This window comes from Pseudomonas sp. Sample_24 (genome assembly GCF_004307605.1).
Taxonomy (GTDB): Bacteria; Pseudomonadota; Gammaproteobacteria; order Pseudomonadales; family Pseudomonadaceae; genus Aquipseudomonas.
This window is the reverse complement of record NZ_RCNW01000321.1, coordinates 1-24,441: the sequence shown is the minus strand read 5'-3', so window position 1 is coordinate 24,441 and position 24,441 is coordinate 1. Positions and strand designations below refer to the sequence as shown.

Genomic DNA, 24,441 nt, shown 5'->3' with positions numbered 1-24,441 from the left:
TACCAGACGCTGAATGACCGCAATCGGGTCATTTTCCAATTGAATGCTTCGCGGGTGCTTTTTGCCATGGAAATCGATGCGCTGTTGAAACGCCTGGCCAGCCAGGATGGCTCCGACCTTTACCTGTCCACGGGCGCGCCACCCAGCGCGCGCTTCGACGGAATTCTTACAGCGCTTGACGACCATCCCTTCAAGCCGGGAGACATTGCGGCAATTGCCGCGTCCATCATGGACGCCGAACAGCGGCTGGAGTTCGATCGTCAACTGGAGATGAACCTGGCGATCTCCCTGGCGGGGATTGGTCGCTTCCGGGTCAATATCTTCAAACAGCGTAACGACGTGTCGATGGTGGTGCGCAACGTCAAACTCGACATACCACGTTACGAAGACCTCAAGTTGCCGCCGGTACTGCTCGAGACGGTGATGCTCAAGCAAGGTTTGATGTTGTTCGTCGGCGCCACCGGTTCCGGCAAGTCTACCTCGCTGGCGGCCCTGATCGATTATCGCAACCGTCATGCCAGTGGGCATATCGTCACTATCGAAGACCCGATCGAATACATCCACCGGCACAAGAAATCAATCATCAACCAGCGCGAGGTCGGCGTCGATACCCGCAGTTTTCACGCCGCGTTAAAAAATACCCTGCGTCAGGCGCCAGACGTGGTGCTGATCGGCGAGATTCGCGACCGCGAAACCATGGAGCACGCACTGGCATTTGCTGATACCGGGCATCTTGTGATCTCCACGCTGCATGCTCACAACGCCCATCAGGCGCTGGACCGCATCATCAACTTTTTCCCCGAGGAACGGCGTACGCAGCTGCTCCACGACCTGGGCAACAACCTCAAGGCATTCGTGTCGCAACGGTTGGTGCGCACTCGGGATGGTCAGCGACGGGCGGCGGTGGAAGTGATGCTCGGGACGCCGACCATTGGCGATTTGATCCGGCGCAATGAACTGGATGAACTTAAAAACATTATGGAAAAATCCAAAGAGTTGGGCATGCAGACCTTCGATGACGCACTGTATGAACTGGTGGTCGAAGGTGTTATCAGCGAGAGCGAAGCATTAAAGAATGCGGACTCGTTTAATAATTTAAAGTTGCGCCTAAAACGTTATAGGGAGGGTGTTTCAATAGTAAGTGGGCCGAGTAGTGAGTGGAATTTGGAGGATTGATTTTATTGGCAGGCAGGTTCGTTATTTGAAGTTCTGAAATATTGTTTCGTAGATTTTTACTGTTTAATTAATTCCGGGTGGGTAAGGATTGATGCTCGTTTAACTAATCAGTGATTAAATCTATGAGGTTGTTTTATGTGTGACAGCTTGAAATATAAAGCCTATCAGTTGTCGGGGTCGGTTTCAGATGTGCAGTGCGAATGGTTAAAGGCCGATGCGGCAGAGCGTCAATTGGTATTGCAGCAGTTAAAAACTGTCTTCGATGAACAAGAGGACGAAGGGCCGTATGACTGGCAAGGGTATGAGTTTCCGTTGGTGACGGGGTCTTCTCTCTATGAGGTCCATATGCCAGGGCGAGTGGCATGGAATAATCTGGCTAATCATACGTCCGTGATGGATGAACTCCGCCGCCTCCGTCTCGAGAGTATGGCCTTAACACGTATTAACGCCACCGGCGTGTTGGAAATATACAGAAAAAGCACTACAACGTGGGAAGCCGTTGACCTGGAACTCATCCAGACATCCCACAACTATCAGAAACTTCTTGTCATAGGGGATATTGCAAGCCAAGCGGGCGGGTACGTATATACAGAGGATTACACTTTTGTTGATCAATGGCTGGAGTTTCATGGGTTGGCGGTTCCCAGGAATGCGAGCGAAACCAGGAATCTGATCGCGTTGTTCGAATTTGATCCTGAAGTTGATGAACTTGGTAACTATTGGGGGCAACTTGCTGCCGATGATCCGTCATTAGTCGTATTGTCGGCTGAGCAACATGCAGCTATTCGTCAAGCCACTGCAAAGCTTATAGCTCCCGACAAAAAGCTGCTGGACAAACTGTATCGCGAAACGAGTGGCACTCTTGCAACGCACGATAACGCCGCTGAATGTATCGTTCAGTTGGTCAGGCATCCGGCGGCCCAAACCTGCGCCAGAAACCTCCTGAAGGAACTGGACTGGTTCGGTGCAACATCTGGGCAAGACGTCTCTGCACAGGATCTTGGGCAACTATTGATAACGGCTATTTTGCTGGAGCTGTATCCAGACTTCGGCAAAGCTCAAGGCAGAAAGAGTATCGGCGGGTTCGATTTGTATTCACCAACCAACGTCGAACGATCTTCGTTGAACGTGCGCAAGGAACTGGAAACCTTCCTGCACACCAAAGGCTGGGTGAATCCTGTCCTGGCGCCAATGGCATCGCACCTGCTACTGGCGGAAATTGCGCCGGAATTTCTGGTCAAGGGTGTTCCATCGTCGTTGACGATGGGCTCGGTTGCCTGGGTGGTCTTTTGCCGTGGCGTTGCGCTGGTGGAGGCGGTCACGAAAGGGGCGGCGCTTGTGCTGAGCTACGGGCAAATCATGGCCTACGTCGAACTCGAGCCTGTCAGTTCGCCCCTCTCCCGTCTGCGGGATCTGGCAATGATCGATCCGATTGTTGACTGGGCGTTGTTGAATGGTGTTATCGAGCCAACTGAGCTCACTCAAGCGGCGAAGGAAACGACGGAGCGGGCGATTGCCGCTTTCGAGGCTTACACAGAGCACTTCACCCATCTGGCCCGGGTGCTGTCCAATCCGTTGCCCAGTAGAGAAGACATTGCTCGCAAAGCCTTGGAAGACGTGGCACCCGGTTGTGATTTCCTCGACAGGAAAGTTATCTATCAACGCCCTGGCCTATATGCCTCGCCCACCGCCATGTCGATGGTCGATTTGCATATGTCAGGAGACCTGGCGAGCGGTGAGTGGGATCTTCGCGCGGTTTTTCCCGATGACACCACGACAACTGACTTGCTGGCCGGTATGACCCATTACACAAGGCCAACCTTCCACGATCCCTCCGTACTCAGCATTTACAAACGTTTCCCTCTGTTGTCGTACCTGGCACCCAACAATGTCGAATTTCATCGGCAATTGCGCGGCTATCTCGGCAATTTGAATAGTGCGGTGGTCACAAACGTGAAATTGGCCCTTTCACACATGCTCCCCTTTGACCTGGAAATCTTTCTGAAAGGCAAGATTACGTTCTTTACCCTTCGCGGTGCAGCGGTAGAGATATCCTCCCGCTATATCGGCGGACCGCTTACGTATGAGACAGATTACGAAACCCAACAAGGCAAAGATGCTGTCACGGGCCGCTTTGGTGTTGTGATGTACGCCATCCACGAAAACTCGGTTGCGTGCTATGAGTTGTTTACATTCAGAGGAGAGCTACGGAAAAACGATGTCCTTGGAAACCTGATCACCTCGAAGGGAAAATGTTCGGGTCGCTCCAGGATCGATTTCATCGGCGATTTGAATGCGCAGGTGGCACCCACGCCTTTGGAAGCGTTGCCTGTCACTCTGAAGGAATACACGGAGGGGGTTGCAGTTGAGCAGCATGCGCGCAGCGACTTGGCGATTATCGAAAAGTTGGGTGAGCTCCCGGCACCAAGGTCTGTGGTAGCGCGCACGCAGAGTACTTATATGAATTTTGGCAACCCGCAGTTTGCAAGGATTGCCGAGTTCGTCGTGAGTCATCATCCGTTCCGCAAGTTTTCCGAAGTTGAAGCAATGGCCACCGTGCCGACTGCGCTTGAAAGCCAGCGCAAAATGGGCAATGAGACTGCCGATTACATCGTGAATCTGGTGGTTCCCTTTAAAAAGTGCATCGAGGATTTATCTTCTGGGGATCACAATAGGGTGGTCGACGGGATCTATGGTTGTGCCATGGACGCCATTGCCTTGGGAGGCGCCTTCGCGGGGGCGGCTGCCAAAGCGCTGAGCATTTCGTCGAAGGCCGTCTCCTTGTCGTCCAAAGCCGCCCAGTTGACCAAGCTAGCCTTCGTGACCTCCGTTTCCCTCATCAACCCGCTGGATGGCGTGCCTACGGCATTGTTCGGTGCCGGGAAACTCGTCCACAAGGGAGCGCTACGCTTTAACAGGCAGGCTCAAGAGATGCTCGGGCTGGCGCAATCACAGTTACAAAAACTCAATGGCCGACACAAAACCTATGACTTGATTCGCGCAGCCAATCGCGCCGATACCACCGGGCAGGGTACCTGGCGACCTCTTGGCGCAACCGGTGACACATTAACGGTGGTGGCAGCGCGTAACGCTCATCAATGGTATGCCCTTGATCGATTGGGCAAACCCTGGGGACCCAGACTGAACAACTTCATCTTTGAGTCACCTATCCAGTTGCCTCGATTCAACAAGACATTGCCCGTCAGCTATACCCGACAGTTCATTGAGCAAAGCTTGCCGCTGGCGCGTACAAAAATCGAAAACGCGATCAACGTCTTGAACAGTCTCGACCTGACGAGGGAGCGCGACGCAATCATCAAGGTGCTGATGGGAAGCAACTCGAGCGATGCATTCGAACGGTTGTTGAGCTATCTGAGATTGGTCAGGGCTGACTTTGCAGGTCTTTCCATCAGTAACATGTTTCTCGATCCGCTCAAGACCACTCACAACATCGCTGCATTGAACAAGGAGGCGTACGAACAATGGAAAGGCGCACAAGACCCATCCAACACGCAATTCATCGAAATCTATACACCCCAACTGAACAAACACTTCATCAGTTTGGGCTTCAACCATGATGTCGTGGCAGACGACTTGATTCATGAGTTGTTCCACGGTGCTTCACAGACTGACGATGTCAGCTATGCCCGCGATGCCGGACGCAACGGCGAAAGAGGGCAGTTGCTGGATGTAGCCGCGCTGCTGAACCTGGCGTCGGGACGTCTGCCGGTTACGGATGAGGGCGATGCCTGTCACGCCAGTGCCAAAACCTTTGAAAATGCTGACTCGCTGGCGGTGACTACCTCGCTGCTGAGCCAGTTGTACACGGACAGAAATGCTTATGAACGCAATATGTCCATCCTGCGCGGCGCAGTCGAAGCAAACGCCGGGCGCGTGATTGACCAGCCGGTTCTGATCACTCTGAACAGCTCACTTGCATCTAAACCTGCCGGTGGAACGCGCCCACCGGGTTCGCACATGGATTAACACGCACCCGCACGATCGTTCACGTGTCGAGTTCCGGCCGATCCCGAAACTGTTCCAGCGCTTCGGGATTGGCCAGCGCATCCGTGTTTTTCACCGCCTGCCCGTGCACTACATTCCTTACCGCCAGTTCAACCACCTTGCCGCTGATGGTGCGTGGTATATCGCTCACTGCAACAATTTTCGCCGGAACATGCCGCGGCGTGGTGTTGGCACGGATGACCTGGCGGATCTGTTGCTGCAATGCTTCGTCCAGCTCAACGCCATCAGCCAATCGCACGAACAGCACCACCCGCACGTCGTCTTGCCATTGCTGGCCGATAGCGACGCTGTCGATGACCTGCGGGACTTTCTCGACCTGACGATAGATTTCCGCTGTGCCAATGCGCACGCCACCGGGATTGAGCACCGCGTCTGAGCGACCGTGGATCATCATGCCGCCATGGGGCAGTTGTTCTGCGTAATCACCTTGCGCCCAGACTCCGGGAAACTGACTGAAATACGACGCCCTGAGCTTTGCGCCGTCGGGGTCGTGCCAGAGGCCGATGGGCATTGCCGGGAAGTGTCGGGTGCAGACCAGTTCGCCTTTTTCGCCGATCACCGGTTGGCCGTTGTCGTTCCACACTTCAACGGCCATGCCCAGGCTCTTGCCCATGTTTTCGCCGCGTCTGACCGGGCTCAACGGGTTGCCGTTGACGAAGCACGAGACGATGTCCGTACCGCCGGACATCGAGGCCAGGCACACGTCAGGCTTGAAATCGCGATAGACGAAATCGTAACTCTGCGGCGAGAGTGCCGAGCCGGTGCAGAGCAAGGTTTTCAGGCTGCCAAGTTCATGGCTGTGCCTGGGTTTGACGCCGCTGCTTTCCAGGGTCGCGAGGTACTTGGGGCTGGTCCCGAAGACGCTGATGCGCTCGTCGTCGATCAGGTCGATCAAACGCTCGGCATCTGGCTGGAAGGGCGAGCCGTCGTACAGCACCACGGCGCTGCCGACTGCGAGGGCCGAGACCAGCCAGTTCCACATCATCCAGCCGCACGTGGTGTAGTAGAACAGGCGTTCGCCGGGGCCGAGATCGCAATGCAGGCCGTGTTCCTTGACGTGTTGCAGCAGCACGCCGCCGGTGCTGTGAATGATGCATTTGGGAACGCCGGTGGTGCCGCTGGAATAAAGGATGTACAGCGGATGGGCGAAGGGCACCGGCGTGAAATCCGGTTCGCCACCGGGGAAGTAGAAGTCGTCCCACAGCGTGACGTTGGCCGATGTGTGAAAGTCTTCGATGCGCACTTCGGGCCGCGCATAAGGCACGATGATCAGTTGCTGCAAGGATGGCAGTCGTTCGAGGATCTCGTTGACCTTGGCGCTCTGGTCGATTTCTTTCCCGGCATAGCGATAACCGGCACAGGTGACCAGCACTTTGGGTTCGATCTGGCCGAAACGATCGATCACGCCTTGCGTGCCGAAGTCCGGCGAAGAACAGGACCAGATCGCCCCGAGGCTGGTGGTGGCGAGCATCGCCACCAATGTCTGCCAGGTATTGGGCATGCACGCCGTCACCCGGTCGCCCAGGCCGACACCGGCGGCGATCAAACCACTTTGAAAACCGGCGACATGTTCCGCCAGCTCGGCCCAGGTCAGTTGTTCGCGCTGGCCGTTCTCCGCCACGGCCACCACGGCCACGGCATCGTCGCGACGGCGCAGCAAATGTTCGGCAAAGTTCAGGGTAGCGCCGGGAAACCACTCGGCGCTGGGCAGTTGCGTGCCCTCGACCAATACTGCATCCGGCTGATCGTGAAAACGGATGTCGAAGAAATCGACGATGGCTTGCCAGAACGCTTCACGCTGATCGATGGACCACTGATGCAGGGCAGGGTAGTCGTCGATGTGCAGATGATGCCGCTGATTGACGAAGCGCCGAAAGGCGTCCATGCGGGTCTTGCCGATGCGTTCGGCGCTGGGTTGCCAGAGGATGTCGGACATGCTTTGCCTCTTCTTGTTGTCAGATCGTTCCCACGCTCTGCGTGGGAATGCGTCAACGGACGCTCCGCGTTCGGCTTCTGGGACGCGGAGCGTCCCGGGCTGCATTCCCACGCAGAGCGTGGGAACGATCATCTATAAGGGTTTAGCGGCCAATCACTGCGCCAACCACCCACCATCAATATTCCACGCCGCACCCCGCACCTGAGCCCCGGCTTCACTGCACAAGAACAGCACCAACTCGCCCAACTGCGGCGGGGTCACGAATTCCAGCGAGGGTTGCTTCTCGGCCAGCAGATCATGCTGCGCCTGCTGCGGATCGATTCCGGTGGCGGCGCGATCGTCGATCTGTTTTTGCACCAGCGGGGTCAGTACCCAACCTGGGCAAATGGCATTGCAGGTAACGTTGCTGGTGGCGGTTTCCAGGGCGACCACTTTGGTCAAGCCGATCACCCCATGCTTGGCGGCAACGTAAGCGGCTTTGCCGGTTGAACCCACCAGTCCATGCACCGAAGCAATATTGATCACCCGGCCCCAACCTTTGGCGCGCATGCCCGGCAGGCTCAGGCGGGTGCTGTGAAACACCGACGACAGGTTGATCGCGATGATCGAATCCCAGCGCTCCACCGGGAACTCGTCCACCGGCGCCACGTGCTGGATGCCGGCATTGTTGACCAGAATGTCGACGCCGCCGAACTCACGCTCGGCGTAGGCAATCATGTCGGCGATCTGTTGCGGGTCGCTGACGTCGGCCGGGTGATGGCCGACCTTGCCGCCGAACTGTTCGACTTCAGCAATGACCCTGGACGCATCGCCGAAGCCATTGAGGATCAGGTTGGCGCCGGCCTTGGCCAGGCTCAGGGCAATCCCCAGGCCGATGCCGCTGGTGGAGCCGGTAACCAGTGCGGTCTTGCCGGAAAGAGTCGTCATGAATACCTCACACAATGCCAGTGGCGTAGAAAGTACCGATCACCACGAAAACCGCCAGGGTCTTGATCAGCGTAATACAGAAAATATCTTTGTAAGCTTCACGGTGGGTCAGGCCGGTGACCGCGAGCAAGGTAATCACCGCGCCGTTGTGCGGCAGGGTGTCCATGCCGCCACTGGCCATCGAAGCTACACGGTGCATCACTTCCAGCGGAATATTGGCGGCGTGGGCCGCCGCGATAAACTGCTCGGACATTGCCGCGAGCGCGATGCTCATGCCGCCCGAGGCGGAGCCAGTGATACCCGCCAGCAAGGTGACGGTGATCGCTTCGTTGACCAGCGGATTGGGGATGCTCTTGAGCCAGTCGGCCAGCACCAGGAAACCCGGCAGGGAGGCGATCACCGCACCAAAGCCGTATTCCGAAGCCGTGTTCATCGCCGCCAGCAATGCACCGCCGACCGCACTTTTGCTGCCTTCGGCAAGTTTGCTGCTGATGGCTTTGTAGCCGAACGCCAACACCATGAGGATGCCGACCAGCAGCGCGGCCTGCACCGCCCAGATTGCGGTGAGTTTGGCGATTTCAGTGGTGACCGGGGCCGCCATACCCGGCAGCGCCAGGCTGTGGGTCTTGCCGTACCACTGTGGAATCCACTGGGTGAACAGCAGGTTCATGATGCCCACGGCTAGCAGCGGCGACAGGGCGATCCACGGGTTGGGCAGCTTGATGTCGGCAGCGGTTTCCGGCTCGTTGCGCAGGTCGGTGCCATAACCTTCACCGGCACGCTGGGCCTTGTTGCGCTGGCGCTGAAGAAACAGCATGCCGGCGCAGAACACGAAAATCGTACCGATCACACCCAGCCAGGGTGCAGCCCAGGCGGTGGTGTTGAAGAACGTGCTGGGGATGATGTTCTGGATCTGCGGGGTGCCGGGCAGGGCGTCCATGGTGAACGAAAACGCGCCGAGGGCGATGGTCGCCGGGATCAGGCGTTTGGGGATGTTGCTCTGACGGAACATTTCAGCGGCAAACGGATACACCGCGAATACCACCACAAACAGCGAAACACCACCGTAAGTGAGCACGGCACAAACCAGCACGATCACCAGCATCGCCTGGCGGGTGCCCAGCACGCGAATGGCCGCGGCGACAATGGAACGCGAGAAACCGGACAGCTCGATGAGCTTGCCGAACACCGCACCGAGCAGGAACACCGGGAAGTAGAGTTTGATGAAACCGACCATTTTCTCCATGAACACGCCGGTGAAGGCAGGTGCGACGGCGGAAGGGTCAGTCAGCAGGACGGCGCCGAGGGCGGCAATCGGGGCAAAAAGGATAACGCTGTAGCCACGGTAAGCAGCCACCATCAGCAGCGCGAGGGCTGCCAAGGCAATGATCACACTCATGGTGTGTCTCCTGGGATTGTTATTTTTGTGTGGTGAAATCTTGTAGGAAGGAGCTATAGCGAGTTTCGTGCCAGGTGGTTAACTAGCTGAAATATAAGGAAATATTTATCGTTGGTGCGATGGATTTACAGGGGGTGTCTCTATTTGGAGATTTTTTCGAACAGGAGGCCGTTTTCACGGGCAAGCCTCGCTCCTACAGAGATTTGGGAAATATCGGGGTTTCACCATCCGTAGGAGCGAGGCTTGCCCGCGAAGAGGCCGGATCTAACAATAGAGATGCCTGTCTCTCTATTGAGACTCCGCAATCCCCAACGCCACCATTTTCTTGTACAACGTCGACCGCCCAAGCCCCAAATGCGCCGCGGCTTCAATCACCTTGCCGCCGCATCGCGCCAGTGTGGTTTCGATCAGTTGGCGGTCGAAGCGCTCCCGCGCCGCACTGAACGTCTCGTGCTCCAGCGGTTCCAGAGTCGTTGGCGCGGGACGCTCAACGGGGGTAAACGTTCCGATGGCCGCGCGGATGTCCGTGGCCGAAAGCCGCAGGTCATCACTGAGCAAGGCGGCCCGCTCCAGGACATTGCGCAACTCGCGAATGTTCCCCGGCCAGGCGTGTTGACCCAGCAGCTGCAGCGCTTCACTGTTGAGTTCGTGCTGGCTGCGCAGCTCTTCAAGGATGGCCTCGCTGAGCGCGGGCAGGTCGTCGAGGCGGTCGCGAAGCGGTGGCACCTGGATTGGCAGGACATTGAGGCGGTAATACAAATCCGCGCGGAAATCACCGCGCTTGATCGCGGCTTCCAGGTCGGTCGAGGTCGCAGCGATCACCCGAACATCGCTCTGGATCACTTCATTGGAACCCACCGGTTCGAATTCCTTTTCCTGCAACACCCGCAGCAGCTTGCTTTGCAACGGCAGCGGCATGTCTCCGATTTCATCGAGAAACAGCGTGCCGCCCTGGGCGATTTGCAGTTTGCCTGCGCGGCCCTTGCGATCAGCGCCGGTGAAGGCACCCGGTGCCGTGCCGAAGAATTCAGCTTCCAGCAACGATTCCGGGATCGCTGCGCTGTTGATACTGACAAACGCCTTGTGTGCCCGCGGCGAAGCGTTGTGGATAGCCTGCGCCAGCAACTCCTTGCCGGTGCCGGTTTCGCCAAGCAGTAACACCGGCGACTCGGTGCTTGCACTGCGCCGGGCGCGGCGTTTGACTTCAAGGCTGGCGGCGCTGGTGCCAATGAAGTGGGCGAAGTTGTATTTGGTCTGCCGCGCGCGCAACAGCGAGCGCGTGGAAGCAAGCTCTTCCTGCATGCTCATGTAGCGCTTGAGCATCGGCGACAGGCTGCGCAGTTCATCGAACAGGGCGAAACCGATTGCACCGATGACCTCGCCGGCATCGTCATGAATCGGCAGGCGCATGACCACCAAAGGTTCCTTGGGCGTGTCCTGCATGTCGAGCAGAATCGGTCGGCCGGTGCGCACCACTTCACGCAACAGGCTGCCGGGTATCACGCTTTCGCAGGCTTTGCCGATGGCGTTCTCGGCCGATTGCAGACCGAAACGCCGGGCATAACGCTCGTTCATCCAGACAATGTTGGCGTCGCGGTCGACGATCACCGTGCCTTCACTCGATTGCTCGATAATTTCGAACAGTGAACGGATCGCCAGCAGGCGCACGCGCTGGTAGTCCTTGAGGCTTTCGGTGGTGTTCATGGGTGCTGATCCTGATTTTTCATTGCCCGGTCCGGCCTAATCGCGAGCAAGCCTTGCTCCTACAGATGCCCCCCTGTAGGAGCAAGGCTTGCCCGCGATGGCCGTGACACGGTTTAACGATTGTGAATCGATTATGCCTGCCCAACGTGCGCCGCCGCCAACAGCTCCTTGGTGTACGGATGCTGTGGGGCATCGAATACGTCATGGCTGGCGCCACGTTCCACGACCTTGCCATCCTTGACCACGATCATGTCGTGCGCCAGGGCGCGGACCACTGCCAGGTCATGGCTGATAAACAGATAGGTCAAGCCATGTTTTTCCTGCAGTTGGCGGAGCAGGGCGACCACCTGTTTTTGCACGGTGCGATCCAGCGCCGAGGTCGGTTCGTCCAGCAGGATCAGCGCCGGTTTCAGCACCAGTGCCCGAGCGATTGCAATGCGCTGTCGTTGGCCGCCGGAAAATTCGTGGGGGTAGCGATGACGGCTTTGCGGGTCGAGGCCGACTTCCTGCAATGCCCGAATCACTTCGGCATTGCATTGCTCGGGACTCAGTTGGCTATGAACCTCCAGGCCCTCGCAAATGATCTGTTCAACAGACATCCGCGGGCTGAGGCTGCCGAACGGGTCCTGGAACACCACCTGCATTTTCTTGCGCCACGGCCGTAGCTGTTTCTGCGACAAACCATCCAGTGCCTCGCCCTGGAAACGGATGCTGCCTTCGGAGTCGAGCAGGCGCAGGATTGCCTGGCCCAGCGTTGACTTGCCGGATCCGGATTCGCCGACGATGCCCAGGGTTTTGCCACGCTGGATGCTCAGGCTGATGCCGTCTACCGCCTTGAAGTAAGTCTTGCGCCGCAGCAGTCCGCCACCCACGGCAAACTGCACGCGCAGGTCGTCGACTTCCAACACATTCTCGCGCTCGTCCCTTGGCAGGGCTTCACCGTCGGGTTCGGCATTGAGCAGCATGCAACTGTAGGGATGTTTCGGCTCGGTAAAAATAGTCTCGCAGGACGCTTGCTCGACAATCTCGCCGGCCTTCATCACGCAGACGCGTTGGGCGATGCTGCGCACCAGATTGAGGTCATGGCTGATCAGCAGCAGCGACATGCCGAGCCGTCGCTGCAATGATTTGAGCAGCAGCAGAATCTTGCGCTGCACGGTGACGTCGAGGGCCGTGGTGGGTTCGTCGGCGATCAACAGTTCCGGCTCGCAGGCCAGGGCCATGGCGATCATCACCCGTTGCCGCTGGCCACCGGACAATTGGTGCGGGTAGGCCTTGAGGCGTTCCTTGGGTTTCTGAATGCCCACCAGATGCAGCAACTCAAGAATCCGCGCCTGCGCCGCTTTGCCGGCCATGCCTTTATGCACGAGCAGGGTTTCGCCGATCTGTTTTTCGATACTGTGCAGCGGATTGAGCGAAGTCATCGGCTCCTGGAAGATCATCGCAATGCGGTTGCCGCGCAATTCGCGCAGTTTCTTTGCGTCCGCGCCCACCAGCTCCTGGCCTCGATAACGGATGCTGCCGGTCGTCTCGGTTCCGCATTCGGGCAGCAATTGCAGAATCGAGTGGGCGGTCACTGACTTGCCCGATCCTGACTCACCCACCAGCGCCAGGCATTCGCCCGGGTGGATATCCAGGCACAGATTGCGCACGACAGTCTGGCCGCTGAAAGCCACGCTGAGGTCTCGGATTTCGATCAGGTTGGTCATATCAACAGTCCGCTCAAGAACGCGGATCAAAGGCGTCGCGCAACGCTTCGCCAATGAACACGAGTAAAGAAAGAATCAGCGCCAGGGTAAAAAACGCGGTCAGTCCGAGCCATGGCGCTTGCAGGTTCTGCTTGCCCTGACCGATCAATTCGCCCAGGGATGCGCTGCCCGCCGGCATGCCGAAGCCAAGGAAGTCCAGCGCCGTGAGGGTTGAAATTGCGCCGGTAAGAATGAACGGCAGATAGCTCAAGGTCGCGTTCATGGCGTTGGGCAGGATGTGCCGCACGATCACCTTGCGATCGCTCAGGCCCAGTGCCCGGGCAGCCTTGACGTATTCCAGATTGCGCCCGCGCAGGAACTCGGCGCGCACCACGTCCACCAGCGCCAGCCAGGAAAACAGCGCCATGATCCCCAGCAGCCACCAGAAATTCGGTTCGACGAACCCCGACAGAATAATCAGCAAGTACAGGACCGGCAGCCCGGACCAGACTTCCAGCAACCGCTGCCCGAGCAAATCCACCCAACCACCGTAATAGCCTTGCAAGGCGCCCGCGGCGATGCCGATCAGTGCACTGACAACGGTCAGCATCAAGGCAAACAGAATCGACACCCGAGCGCCAAAAATAACCCGGGCCAGGACGTCCCGGGCCTGATCGTCGGTGCCCAGCCAGTTGACCTGCGAAGGCGGGCTCGGTGCGGGTTTGTTCAGGTCATAGTTAGGCGTGTCATCACTGAAGGGAACCGGCGGGAACAGCAGCCATCCGCCGTCTTTCTTGATCAGTTGCTGCACGTAGTCGCTACGGTAATCGGCCTGGAACGGCAGTTGACCGCCGAACTCCTGCTCGGTGTAGCGCTTGAAGACAGGGAAATACAACGAGCCCTGGTAACTGACTACCAGCGGTTTGTCATTGGCGATCAGCTCGCCACCCAGGGTCAGCAAAAACAACCCGACAAACAACCACAGCGACCACCAGCCACGGCGGTTTTTCTTGAAACGCTCGAAACGACGTCGGCCTAAAGGTGAAAGCTTGAACATCAGGCGTTCCTCGCGGCGAAGTCGATGCGCGGATCGACCAGCGTGTAGCACAGGTCACCCACCAGTTTTATCAATAGACCGAACAGGGTGAAGATGAACAGCGAGCCGAACACCACCGGATAGTCTCGTGAAACGGCCGCTTCGTAGCTCATGCGGCCCAGGCCGTCGAGAGAGAAGATCACTTCGATCAGCAGTGAACCGGCAAAAAACACGCTGATGAACGCCTGGGGAATCCCTGACACCACCAGCAACATGGCATTGCGGAAGACGTGGCCGTACAGCACGCGGCGTTCGCTCAAGCCTTTGGCTCGGGCGGTGACCACGTACTGGCGGGTGATTTCATTGAGGAACGAGTTTTTGGTCAGGATGGTCAGGGTCGCGAAACCGCCGATCACCAGCGACGTCACCGGCAATACCAGGTGCCAGAAATAGTCGGCAATTTTGCCCAGGGTCGACAGCGACTCGAAGTTGTCCGACACCAGCCCGCGCACCGGGAACCAGTTCAGTGACGTGCCGCCGGCAAAAACCACGATCAGGAACATGGCGAAGAGAAACGCCGGCATCGCGTAGCCGATGATGATTGCGGTACTGCTCCAGATATCGAAATGACTGCCGTGGTGCACGGCCTTGCGGATGCCCAGCGGGATCGATACCAGATAAGTGATCAAGGTTGCCCAGAGGCCGAGGGAAATGGTCACCGGCATTTTCTGCAGGATCAGGTCGGTGACCGTGGCACCGCGGAAAAAGCTCTTGCCGAAATCCAGCCTCGCGTAACTGGTCAGCATCAGCCACAGGCGCTCGTGCGCAGGCTTGTCGAAACCGTACTGTTTTTCAATGTCCTTGATCAGTTGCGGATCGAGGCCACGGCTGGCTCGGGAGCTGCTCATGGCCTCGCTGGAACTGCCGCCGACACTGGCGCCGCCGATGCCCTGCAAGTGCGCGATAGCCTGTTCCACCGGCCCGCCCGGTGCGGCCTGGACGATAACGAAGTTGACCAGAAGAATGATCACCAGCGTCGGAATGATCAGCAGCAACCGCCGCAGAATGTAGCCCCACATCAATGCGGTCCTCCGGGTTTGCCGCGGCGGATGCGCTCGGCGGTCATTTCCTGGTTGGTCAGCGGCGTGGTGCTCATTTCCCACCAGCTTTCGATGGCTTCGTCATTGCTGGCCTGCACATTCGGTATGCCGAAGCGGTTCCACCAGACGGTGGATGTTCCTGGCGGGTAATAGTTGGGAATCCAGTAGTAGTTCCATTGCAGCACCCGGTCCAGCGCATGGGCATAACGCAACATGTCGGCCTGGGTGTTCGCCCGAACCAGCCCGGTAATGAGCGTATCCACTGCCGGGTTTTTCAGCACCATGTAGTTGTTGGAGCCGGAATCAGTGGCCGCGGCTGAACCGAAGTAGTTGAACAGCTCGCCGCCCGGGGAAGTTGTCACCGGGTAACCGGTGACAATCATGTCGTAGTCGCGACTCATCAGACGGTTGACGTACTGTGACGAATCGATGCGCCGGATATTCAGGTCGATACCGATTTGCTTGAGGGTACGCTTGTAGGGCAGCAGCAAGCGATCCATGCCGTTCTGGCTGACCAGGAACGTGAAGCTCAGCGGCTCGCCGTCGGCGTTGACCAGCTGATCGCCTTTGGGTGTCCATCCGGCCTGTTCGAGCAGGTCCAGGGCTTGCAACTGTTTGTCGCGAATGATGCCGCTGCCATCGGTTTTCGGTGCCTCGAATACCTTGGTGAACACTTCGTCCGGGATCTGCCCGCGCAACGGCTCGAGAATCGCCAGTTCGCCAGCGTCCGGCAGTTGCCGGGCCGCGAGATCGGTGTTGGAGAAGAAGCTCTGCTGGCGGATGTACATGTTGCGCATCATCTGCCGGTTGCTCCATTCGAAATCCCACAGCATGACCAGCGCCTGGCGTACGCGGCGGTCCTGGAACATCGGTTTTTGCAGATTGAACACAAAGCCCTGGGACGGTTGCGGCGCTTCGGTGGCCAGGTGAGCCTTTTGCAGTCGTCCATCGCTCAGGGCCGGGCTCTCGTAACCGATGGAATAGCCGGTGGCGGAAAACTCTCGGTTGTAGTCGTAGGCACCGCCGCGCAAGACCTGACGGGCAACGTCGGTGTCGCCGAAGTATTCGATGCTGAAACGATCGAAATTGTACAGGCCGCGGCTGACCGGCAGATCCTTGCCCCACCAGTCGGCGTTGCGCTCGAAAGTAATGCTGCGCCCGGAATCGACCTTGCCCACTTTATAGGGACCGCTGCCCAGTGGCGGCTCATAACCGCCGCCACCGGCGAAATCGCGGGTTTTCCACCAATGCTCGGGAAACACCGGCAGGGTGGCGATGTCCAGAGGAAGCGTGCGGTTTTCGTTGTTCTTGAAGTCGAAGCGCACGGTCAGTGGCGACTCCACCTCGACGCCTTTGACGTCGGCGAATTGCGTGCGATAACGCAGGCTGCCCTGGGTCATCAGCAAGTCGAAGGTGTAGCGCACATCTTGCGCGGTGATCGGCTTGCCGTCGGCGAAACGCGCCTTGGGGTTGAGGTAGAAGCGCAGGGACAATCCGTCATCGGAACGCTCCATCTTCTGCGCCACCAGGCCGTACACCGTATAAGGCTCGTCCAGCGAGCGCTGAGCTAACGGCGAGTAAAGCAGGCCGTCGATCTGCGAGACTCCAATGCCCTTGTCGATGTAGGGCAAGACATGGTCGAAATGTCCGATCTCGATGGCCGAACGGCGCATCGTCCCGCCTTTGGGGGCTTGCGGATTGGTGTAGGCAAAGTGGCTGAACCCGGCAGGGTATTTGGCCGGTTCGCCGTAGACGGTCAACGCATGTTGCGGTGCGGCGTTCACACCAGCCGCGCCGATCAGCAGGGCCATGGCAGTGAATAACAAAGTTGGGAAAGCCAGTCGCATTGTCAGCCTTAGAGCCGGGTGGTCGATAACCACAATTTGTACGCTAGCGGCGCGTCCCTCGCCAGCCGTATTACGCAGTTGAAGCACAACGGCCCACCAAAAAGGCGGGCCGTTGCGTAAGAGGCATCAGGCGTCGATCAGTCCTGACGGCTGGTCACTTCCAGCAGGTGATAACCGAACTGGGTCTTCACCGGGCCTTGCACGACATTGATCGGCGCGCTGAATACCACGGTGTCGAACTCCTTGACCATCTGGCCAGGACCGAACGAACCCAGGTCACCACCCTGGCGGCTGGAAGGGCAGGTGGAGTTGGCCTTGGCGACTTCGGCGAAATCTGCGCCAGCCTCGATTTGCGCTTTGAGTTCGTTGCACTTGGCTTCGCTGGCAACGAGGATGTGGCGGGCAGTGGCTTTAGCCATGGGGAAATACTCCTTTCAATATTCTGTAAAGTGGTGAGCCTACCGGATTCAGTGGACGATTTCTTCTCAAAGTTCCGTTCCATACGGCCTCGACGGCGGGTGCTTTTTATAGTCCGGCTTTTTTCAGGCGTGCAGCGTGTTGTACGTATAGATCGATCGGGTCGATGCTTTTCGTGAAGATACCGGCTGACGGGCGGATGACCGCCAGATGATCCAGCGGGTAATCGGATCGGATAATCGTCCCCAGATGCGAACTGTAGCGGCCAACGATGCCATCGTTTTGCTCGGCTTCAGTGATGAAGTATCGCGAAAACGCCCGCAGGAAACCGTGGAACGGATCAAGGGCGTTCATTCCTTCATCCAGGGCATTGTCCGGCAGGACGCCGCTCCAGGAGTAATAACGCACGCCATTGACCAATTCCCGACCCTTGCCACCCCAGGTTTTTGGCAACCCTTGAGGGTATTTGTCGTTGAATGCCCCTACGCCAGTTGTGGTCAGGGCATTGAGCGCGGCGATGGCGTTCTGCGGAAGGCGATGGTGGCCGCTCAGCAAGGACAGGAAGCCTGCGAACAAAGTGGCGACCGTTTCAGCGACCTGTTCCGGCAAACATCCCGGTTCAAGCGCCTTGCGCAGAAAGTCGGCCAGTTCCGACCCATGGTTCGGCCCACTGACGGATGTCACCGAAGCAACCGACTGTGGTGCAACCGCCGCAGCGTAGCGAGCAGCGAGTGCGCCCTGACTGTGACCGATCAGATTGACTTTGCCCGCGCCTGTGCCTTCCAGCACCCGTTGAATCTGTGCCAGCAGTTGCTCGCCCCGTGCCTCATTGCAGTGGGTGGCCGATAAATACGGCACGAAAACTCTGGCGCCTTCGCTTCTGAGTGTCTGTTTCACATCGTGAAAGAGCTCGAACGGACCGATCCGGTCAAAGCCGAAAAGTCCATGGACCAGCAGAATTGGATAATGGGTGTTCGCATTCCGTTGCATCGCATTTACCTTTTACAGGGAGTTAAGGAGGTGCCATGAGCCTCACTCTAAAACACTCGGATGGGCGCGCGATGTATGAAAAAACCGCTGTAAGTTGATGAAAACGGAATAGAAAGCGTACGAAAGCTCGGACGTGTGCGAAGCCTTGATCGGAATATCCAGACATCTTTTCAGCAAGTCCCGAGCTTCGATGATCAACGACCTACTTCACGCGTGTCCTTTTTCCTCTCCTGCAAAGACGATCTCCGGCATCGCAAATGGCTGGCATCGGGTTCAATAGGCTCCGTTGGTTGCCTTGACCCCAAGGTGACGCTGATTCCACGGATCGGAACCCTCAAATGACCTCTCACGAAGCAAGCATTTCCTTGCATTTATTACCGCCACCGTTGCTTGAGCCGGTGGAAAACGCGGTACTCGACCCCTTTCAAAAACGTGCCGTCGTCAGGATCAAGCCGTATCCGGGCATGGCCTGTGGCGACAAATTGCTTTTGAACTGGGAGGGCCTGGACGTCGAAGGGCTTGTATACAAGCATCAGATGACTCGGTTTGTCAGCGAAGAACAGGTTGGCTACGACGTGGTATTCGTCGTGCCGCCGGTGCACATCGCGGCACTCGACGGGGGAAGCCTGGAAGTTTTCCATACGTTGCAACGTGCCGGGCGCGCGGTGCCCGTGAACTCATCGCGTTTGCAGCTGGACGTGGGCGACGTCAATCCGGATCTGCTGCCACCGATTGCGGTCGATGCCGTTGGCGGGACGATCGACCCTGATCGCGTGCCCGAAGGCATTCTCGTCACGATCAGGCCCTATGCCCGGATGGCCGAAGGCGATCGAATCCTGTTGGCCTGGGCTGGTATTTCTGCGCAAGCGAGTTTCAACGATACGCTGAAGGTCGAGTCATTTGCCGTGGGCAGTGAGCTGTCCTTCTGGATCCATCCGGACTGTATCGCTCCCAATCTGGGAAGCAACGTGACGCTCAGCTATTGCATCCAGCAAACAGGTCACGCCCCTCGATACTCTGAATCGGTTCAATTGCTGATCGGGCCGCTGTCGCGCCAGCCTCTTTTGCCACCGTTGGTGCTTGAGGCTGATGAGGGCAGGCTGGACCTGCAGGCTGCGATCGATGGCATTACCGTCGTGATCAATGACGCTCGGGTTGAAGAAGGCGAGTTGGTGTACCTGAAGTGCGATGGCGACTATTTCAATCATCGCGATGACCGCGAGATAACCAGGGAAATGGTCGGCGAGCCACTGGTGTTCATCGTGCCGTACAGATTCTGGCGGGAGCATCGGGACACGACGATCCGGATTGCCTACTCAGTTGAGCGACTTGACGATGTCAGTCAGCAGTCAGCCGTGATGACGGTACAGGTGCGCGCCTAGAGGTGCTGGTCACCAACCAGTCGGACGTGAAGACTGGTTGGTGAACGACGGGCCGGTTACGGTTTGGTGCGCTGCGCGCGCAGGCGTCGTGCTGCCTGTCGCAGCAGTTCTTCCGTCCCGTTCCACCCCAAACAGCCGTCGGTGATCGACACGCCATATTTCAACGACGCACTCAGTGGCTGGCAACCCTCGAACAAATGGCTTTCGATCATCATGCCGATCAGCGAGCGGTCACCTTGCAGGCGTTGTTCCAGTACGTCGTTGAACACCGCGGGCTGGCGCAGCGGGTCTTTGCTGCTGTTGGCGTGGCTGCAATCGACCATGATCCGTGCGGGGATTTTCAACCTGGTCAAGTCGTTGTGCACCTTGGCCACACTGGTGCGGTCGTAGTTCGGTCCATGATGGCCTCCGCGCAAAACCAGATGCGTATCGGCGTTGCCCGGGGTCTGGATGATCGCGGGATGTCCCTGGCTGTCGACGCCGAAATGCCGGTGCGGATGGGCGGCCGAGCGCATGGCATCACTGGCCACGGCTACACCACCGTCAGTGCCGTTCTTGAAACCGACCGGCATGCTCAAACCGCTGGCCATCTCCCGATGGATTTGCGACTCAGTGGTGCGGGCGCCGATGGCGACCCAGCTGAGCAGGTCATCGAAGTAACCGGCTGCCATCGGTTGCAGCAGCTCAGTGGCCACCGGTAAACCCAGTTGGAGCATTTCGCGCATCAGTTCGCGGGACAAGGTCAGGCCGGCGGCCATGTCGTCGCTGCCATCGAGGTACGGATCGTACGCGAGGCCTTTCCAGCCGACTGTGGTGCGGGGTTTTTCAACGTAGGCGCGCATCACCAGCAGCATTTCATCGCTGACGTCGGCCGCCAGGCGGGCCAGGTTGCCAGCGTATTCGAGCGCCGATTGTGGGTCGTGAATCGAGCAGGGGCCAACAATGACCAGCAGGCGAGAGTCTTCGCCATTGAGAATCGCGCGAACCGCCTGGCGGTGGGCAGCGACTTGTTGGGTCAGGGCATTGGTAAGCGGCAACTGCTGTTTGAGCTGCAATGAGCTGGGCAGACGCAGGGTCAATGCCTCATTGGCCGGACTCAGGGTGGACAGTGGCAGAGCAGAGACGGACGAATTCATGTTCAGGCTTCCTGGGCGGGCGGCGGGTTCATTCCCGCGCACTCGGCCCTACTGGGGTGTTCGACAATTGGCCGGTTTGGCTACGTGTGTGTGCTTGCCACCTGTGGGTGACCGATCGGAGGCGGCAGGCTGTCCCGAGCGGAGGGTGGTAAATCGCCAGGCGGTAAAACTGTCGTAACGGTAATAAGTGGCGTAGTTCATGTTCTGGATCCTCTGAGTGTCTGGTATGTCGCAAAAATTAGTGGGGCTGAAAAAACAAAACCCCCGGTCGGGAGGCCGACCGGGGGTTGAGAATTCTCTGGTGGCGACCCGTTTGAAGTGGGCGCCGTGTGGGTATCAGGCGCGCCAGTGGCTAAACCAATACCCAAAATAAAAGTTGATCGGAGCGCAAACGTCGTTCACCCGGGCAGCCGCGACCGAGCGCAGGGCGCTGGCGGAGGAAAGCTGTGAAAGGGCGTTTGACATGGTCTGACTCCAATGGATGCACCGAGCTTACTAGAGGCCGGTGCGAGGATTCAATCAGAAAATGCTATTGCTCATCACTGGCGCTTTCTATCGGTTGAGCAGCCCTGAGGTTGTGACACACTTCGCGTTTGAGCCATAAAACCGCTTCGCCAGGATGAACCAGACGTCATGATCGAAACAACTCGCTGCCACATTGAAGAAGTGCACCGGCCGCCAAAGCAGTCACGGAGGTTCGATGAAGCTTGAATGGCAAACAGCCAACGAACGTGACCTCGAATATGCGCGCAACCTGACCTGCAGCAACCTGTTGCGCTATTACATTCAGCACAATCTGTTGTGGCAAGACGAAGCGTTCGATGTGGCTTGGGCGGGGCGTGACAACCGTTTGATCGTGAGTGACAACGTTCGGCTCGGGTATGTCAGCTTGAGTCGAGACGCCAGGGCTTTGTACATCCGCGAATTGCACATTGGCGAAGCATTTCGGGGGCAGGGGGCGGGATCCTGGGTGATCGACCAGGTTTTTGCTCTGGCGTGCGTGGAACGACGTCCGGCATTGCGCTTGACCGTGTTTGAAAACAATCCGGCACGGGCATTGTATGAAAGAAAAGGACTACAAGTGGTGGGTACGGATGACTGTTTCCTGAGGATGCAGCGAAACGTTCCGCGCCCGCATCGCTGAAACGCGTATGCCACAAGCCTTTCAAGATGTATTGAAACTTTTTATATGCTGCTTTCCGCTAGGTCTGCCACATGCTTTTTGCTAAGGTGTCGGCAACCCAATAAGACCATATCGCGAGGTGTCTGCTTGATTAGGGTGCTAGTAGTCGATGACCATGATCTCGTGCGTACAGGCATTACACGAATGCTGGCTGACATCGATGGCCTGCAAGTGGTCGGCCAGGCTGAATCAGGTGAAGAATCCCTGCTCAAGGCGCGCGAGCTCAAGCCCGATGTGGTGTTGATGGATGTCAAAATGCCTGGCATCGGCGGCCTCGAAGCCACTCGCAAACTGTTGCGCAGCCATCCGGACATCAAAGTCGTTGCAGTCACGGTGTGCGAGGAAGACCCGTTCCCGACACGGCTGTTACAAGCAGGTGCGGCAGGCTATCTGACCAAGGGCGCCGGTTTGCCGGAAATGGTTCAGGCCATCCGCCTGGTCTTCGCCGGTCAACGTTACATCAGCCCGCAAATCGCCCAGCAACTGGCGATCAAGTCGTTCCAGCCGACCAACGATTCACCGTTCGATGCCTTGTCCGAGCGGGAAATCCAGATCGCCTTGATGATCGTCGGGTGCCAGAAAGTACAAATCATTTCCGACAAGTTGTGCCTGTCGCCTAAAACCGTTAATACCTATCGTTACCGCATCTTCGAAAAGCTTTCGATCAGCAGTGATGTCGAGTTGACGCTGTTGGCGGTACGTCACGGCATGGTCGATGCCAGTCTCTGAGTAAAAATGACCGATTCCTTTGATCCAGGCGCCTTCCTGTCAACCGTGAGTGGGCGTCCGGGTGTGTATCGCATGTTCGACAGCGATGCACGCCTGCTCTACGTCGGCAAGGCCAAGAATCTTAAAAATCGCCTGTCGAGCTACTTTCGCAAAACCGGACTCGCGCCCAAGACCGCAGCCTTGGTAGCGCGAATCGCCCAGGTCGAAACGACCATCACCGCCAACGAAACCGAAGCCCTGTTGCTTGAGCAGACGCTGATCAAGGAATGGCGCCCGCCGTACAATATCCTGCTGCGCGACGACAAATCGTACCCTTACGTTTTTCTCTCGGACGGCCAGTTCCCGCGGTTGAGCATTCATCGGGGCGCGAAAAAAGCCAAGGGCAAGTATTTCGGCCCGTATCCCAGCGCAGGGGCCATTCGCGAAAGCCTCAGCCTGCTGCAAAAGGCGTTTTTCGTTCGCCAGTGCGAAGACAGCTACTACAAGAATCGCACCCGTCCTTGTTTGCAGTATCAGATCAAGCGCTGCAAGGCACCCTGTGTCGGGTTGGTGGAACCTGAGGTGTACGCCGAAGATGTGCGGCACTCGGTGATGTTTCTCGAAGGCCGCAGCAATGCGCTGGCCGATGAGTTGTCCGCCGGCATGGAAGAAGCGGCGATCAATCTCGAGTTCGAGCGCGCCGCCGAGTTGCGCGACCAGATCGCGCTGCTGCGACGGGTTCAGGATCAGCAGAGCATGGAAGGCGGAAGCGGTGACGTCGATGTGATCGCGGCGTTCGTCAATCCGGGGGGCGCCTGCGTCCACTTGATCAGTGTGCGTGGCGGGCGGGTACTGGGGAGCAAGAACTTCTTCCCGCAAGTCGGTATTGAAGAAGACGTGTCTGAGGTCATGGCGGCGTTTCTTGGCCAGTACTTCATCAGCAGTCCTGAGCGCGACTTGCCGAGCGAATTGATCGTCAACGTGGTTCATGAAGACTTCCCGACACTGATTGCAGCCATCGAAGAGCTTCGTGGTCGCGAGCTGACCATCAGTCACCGGGTGCGTGGCACGCGAGCGCGCTGGCAGCAATTGGCGGTGACGAATGCCGAACAGGCCCTGGGCGCACGTCTGGCCAATCGTCAGCACATTACGGCGCGCTTCGATGCGCTGGCCGACGTGCTGAAACTGGACGAGCCGCCGCAGCGCCTGGAGTGCTATGACATCAGCCATTCCAGCGGCGAAGCGACGGTGGCATCGTGTGTGGTATTCGGTCCTGAAGGGCCGATCAAGGCCGACTACCGTCGCTACAATATCGAAGGCGTCACCGCAGGCGATGACTACGCGGCGATGCATCAGGCACTCACGCGGCGCTTCAGCAAGCTGAAGGACGGGGAGGGCAAGCTGCCGGACATTCTGCTGGTCGATGGCGGCAAAGGGCAGTTGTCCATGGCGCGTGACGTGCTCAACGAACTGGCGGTGCCTGACCTGATCCTGCTGGGTGTCGCCAAAGGCGCAACGCGCAAGGCGGGTTTCGAAACGCTGTACCTCAACGATGCCGCCCACGAATTCACCTTGCGCGGTGACTCTCCTGCATTGCATTTGATCCAGCAGATACGTGACGAAGCCCACCGTTTCGCCATTACCGGGCACCGCGCCCGACGTGGCAAAACCCGCCGAACGTCTACGCTTGAAGGCGTCGCCGGAGTAGGGCCGACACGCCGTCGCGATTTATTGAAACATTTTGGTGGATTGCAGGAGCTGTCTCGTGCCAGCATCGAAGAGATCG

17 protein-coding genes are annotated in these 24,441 nt (G+C 58.0%); 6 read left to right on the top strand and 11 right to left on the bottom strand.

Annotation, left to right across the window (positions count from 1 at the left end; translation table 11 throughout):
* Nucleotides 1-66 precede the first annotated feature (66 nt).
* Complete coding sequence (locus D8V06_RS17225; RefSeq protein WP_130931386.1) at nt 67-1,176, top strand: PilT/PilU family type 4a pilus ATPase; 1,110 nt, start codon at nt 67-69, stop codon at nt 1,174-1,176.
* 135 nt (nt 1,177-1,311) lie between these two features.
* A complete protein-coding gene (locus tag D8V06_RS17220) occupies nt 1,312-5,163 on the top strand; it encodes a hypothetical protein (protein ID WP_130931385.1) in 3,852 nt (1,283 codons plus the stop codon).
* Between the two features lie 19 nt (nt 5,164-5,182).
* Here the strand turns inward: D8V06_RS17220 and D8V06_RS17215 are convergent, their stop codons facing one another.
* The 10 genes from D8V06_RS17215 to D8V06_RS17170 form a co-directional block, all read right to left on the bottom strand.
* Nucleotides 5,183-7,138, bottom strand: a complete 1,956-nt coding sequence (locus D8V06_RS17215; RefSeq protein WP_130931384.1) for an acetoacetate--CoA ligase — start codon at nt 7,136-7,138, stop codon at nt 5,183-5,185.
* A gap of 153 nt (nt 7,139-7,291) precedes the next feature.
* On the bottom strand, nt 7,292-8,065 hold the full coding sequence (hbdH, locus tag D8V06_RS17210) for a 3-hydroxybutyrate dehydrogenase (protein ID WP_056852794.1): 774 nt from the start codon (nt 8,063-8,065) through the stop codon (nt 7,292-7,294).
* Between the two features lie 7 nt (nt 8,066-8,072).
* A complete protein-coding gene (locus D8V06_RS17205; RefSeq protein WP_130931383.1) occupies nt 8,073-9,464 on the bottom strand; it encodes a GntP family permease in 1,392 nt (463 codons plus the stop codon).
* A gap of 288 nt (nt 9,465-9,752) precedes the next feature.
* A complete protein-coding gene (locus D8V06_RS17200; RefSeq protein WP_130931382.1) occupies nt 9,753-11,168 on the bottom strand; it encodes a sigma 54-interacting transcriptional regulator in 1,416 nt (471 codons plus the stop codon).
* A gap of 131 nt (nt 11,169-11,299) precedes the next feature.
* The gene (locus D8V06_RS17195; protein WP_130931381.1) at nt 11,300-12,877 is read right to left on the bottom strand and encodes an ABC transporter ATP-binding protein; all 1,578 of its coding nucleotides are present in this window, start codon (nt 12,875-12,877) and stop codon (nt 11,300-11,302) included.
* A gap of 13 nt (nt 12,878-12,890) precedes the next feature.
* Nucleotides 12,891-13,913 carry an ABC transporter permease gene (locus tag D8V06_RS17190; RefSeq protein ID WP_130903414.1) on the bottom strand — a complete coding sequence of 341 codons (1,023 nt, stop codon included), beginning with the start codon at nt 13,911-13,913 and terminating at the stop codon, nt 12,891-12,893.
* Nucleotides 13,913-14,971, bottom strand: a complete 1,059-nt coding sequence (gene yejB / locus D8V06_RS17185; protein ID WP_130903413.1) for a microcin C ABC transporter permease YejB — start codon at nt 14,969-14,971, stop codon at nt 13,913-13,915. The genes D8V06_RS17190 and yejB overlap by 1 nt, the downstream gene beginning before the upstream one ends.
* The gene (locus D8V06_RS17180; RefSeq protein ID WP_130931380.1) at nt 14,971-16,839 is read right to left on the bottom strand and encodes an extracellular solute-binding protein; all 1,869 of its coding nucleotides are present in this window, start codon (nt 16,837-16,839) and stop codon (nt 14,971-14,973) included. The genes yejB and D8V06_RS17180 overlap by 1 nt, the downstream gene beginning before the upstream one ends.
* A gap of 137 nt (nt 16,840-16,976) precedes the next feature.
* Nucleotides 16,977-17,258 carry a peptidylprolyl isomerase gene (locus D8V06_RS17175; protein ID WP_007984657.1) on the bottom strand — a complete coding sequence of 94 codons (282 nt, stop codon included), beginning with the start codon at nt 17,256-17,258 and terminating at the stop codon, nt 16,977-16,979.
* Between the two features lie 106 nt (nt 17,259-17,364).
* On the bottom strand, nt 17,365-18,246 hold the full coding sequence (locus tag D8V06_RS17170) for a triacylglycerol lipase (RefSeq protein ID WP_130931379.1): 882 nt from the start codon (nt 18,244-18,246) through the stop codon (nt 17,365-17,367).
* 338 nt (nt 18,247-18,584) lie between these two features.
* On the opposite strand from D8V06_RS17170, the gene D8V06_RS17165 reads away from it, so the two are divergent.
* Nucleotides 18,585-19,628, top strand: coding sequence for a hypothetical protein (locus D8V06_RS17165; protein WP_056852786.1), 1,044 nt, complete (start codon nt 18,585-18,587; stop codon nt 19,626-19,628).
* A gap of 56 nt (nt 19,629-19,684) precedes the next feature.
* Here the strand turns inward: D8V06_RS17165 and D8V06_RS17160 are convergent, their stop codons facing one another.
* Nucleotides 19,685-20,764, bottom strand: coding sequence for a 3-deoxy-7-phosphoheptulonate synthase (locus D8V06_RS17160; RefSeq protein ID WP_130931378.1), 1,080 nt, complete (start codon nt 20,762-20,764; stop codon nt 19,685-19,687).
* Between the two features lie 700 nt (nt 20,765-21,464).
* Between D8V06_RS17160 and D8V06_RS17155 the strand changes: the two genes are divergently transcribed.
* The 3 genes from D8V06_RS17155 to uvrC all read left to right on the top strand — a co-directional run.
* A complete protein-coding gene (locus tag D8V06_RS17155; protein ID WP_130903408.1) occupies nt 21,465-21,908 on the top strand; it encodes a GNAT family N-acetyltransferase in 444 nt (147 codons plus the stop codon).
* Between the two features lie 126 nt (nt 21,909-22,034).
* Nucleotides 22,035-22,676, top strand: coding sequence for a UvrY/SirA/GacA family response regulator transcription factor (gene uvrY / locus D8V06_RS17150; RefSeq protein WP_008015884.1), 642 nt, complete (start codon nt 22,035-22,037; stop codon nt 22,674-22,676).
* A 6-nt stretch (nt 22,677-22,682) separates the two neighbouring features.
* On the top strand, nt 22,683-24,441 hold a 1,759-nt coding region (uvrC, locus tag D8V06_RS17145; RefSeq protein WP_130931377.1), incomplete at its 3' end, for an excinuclease ABC subunit UvrC.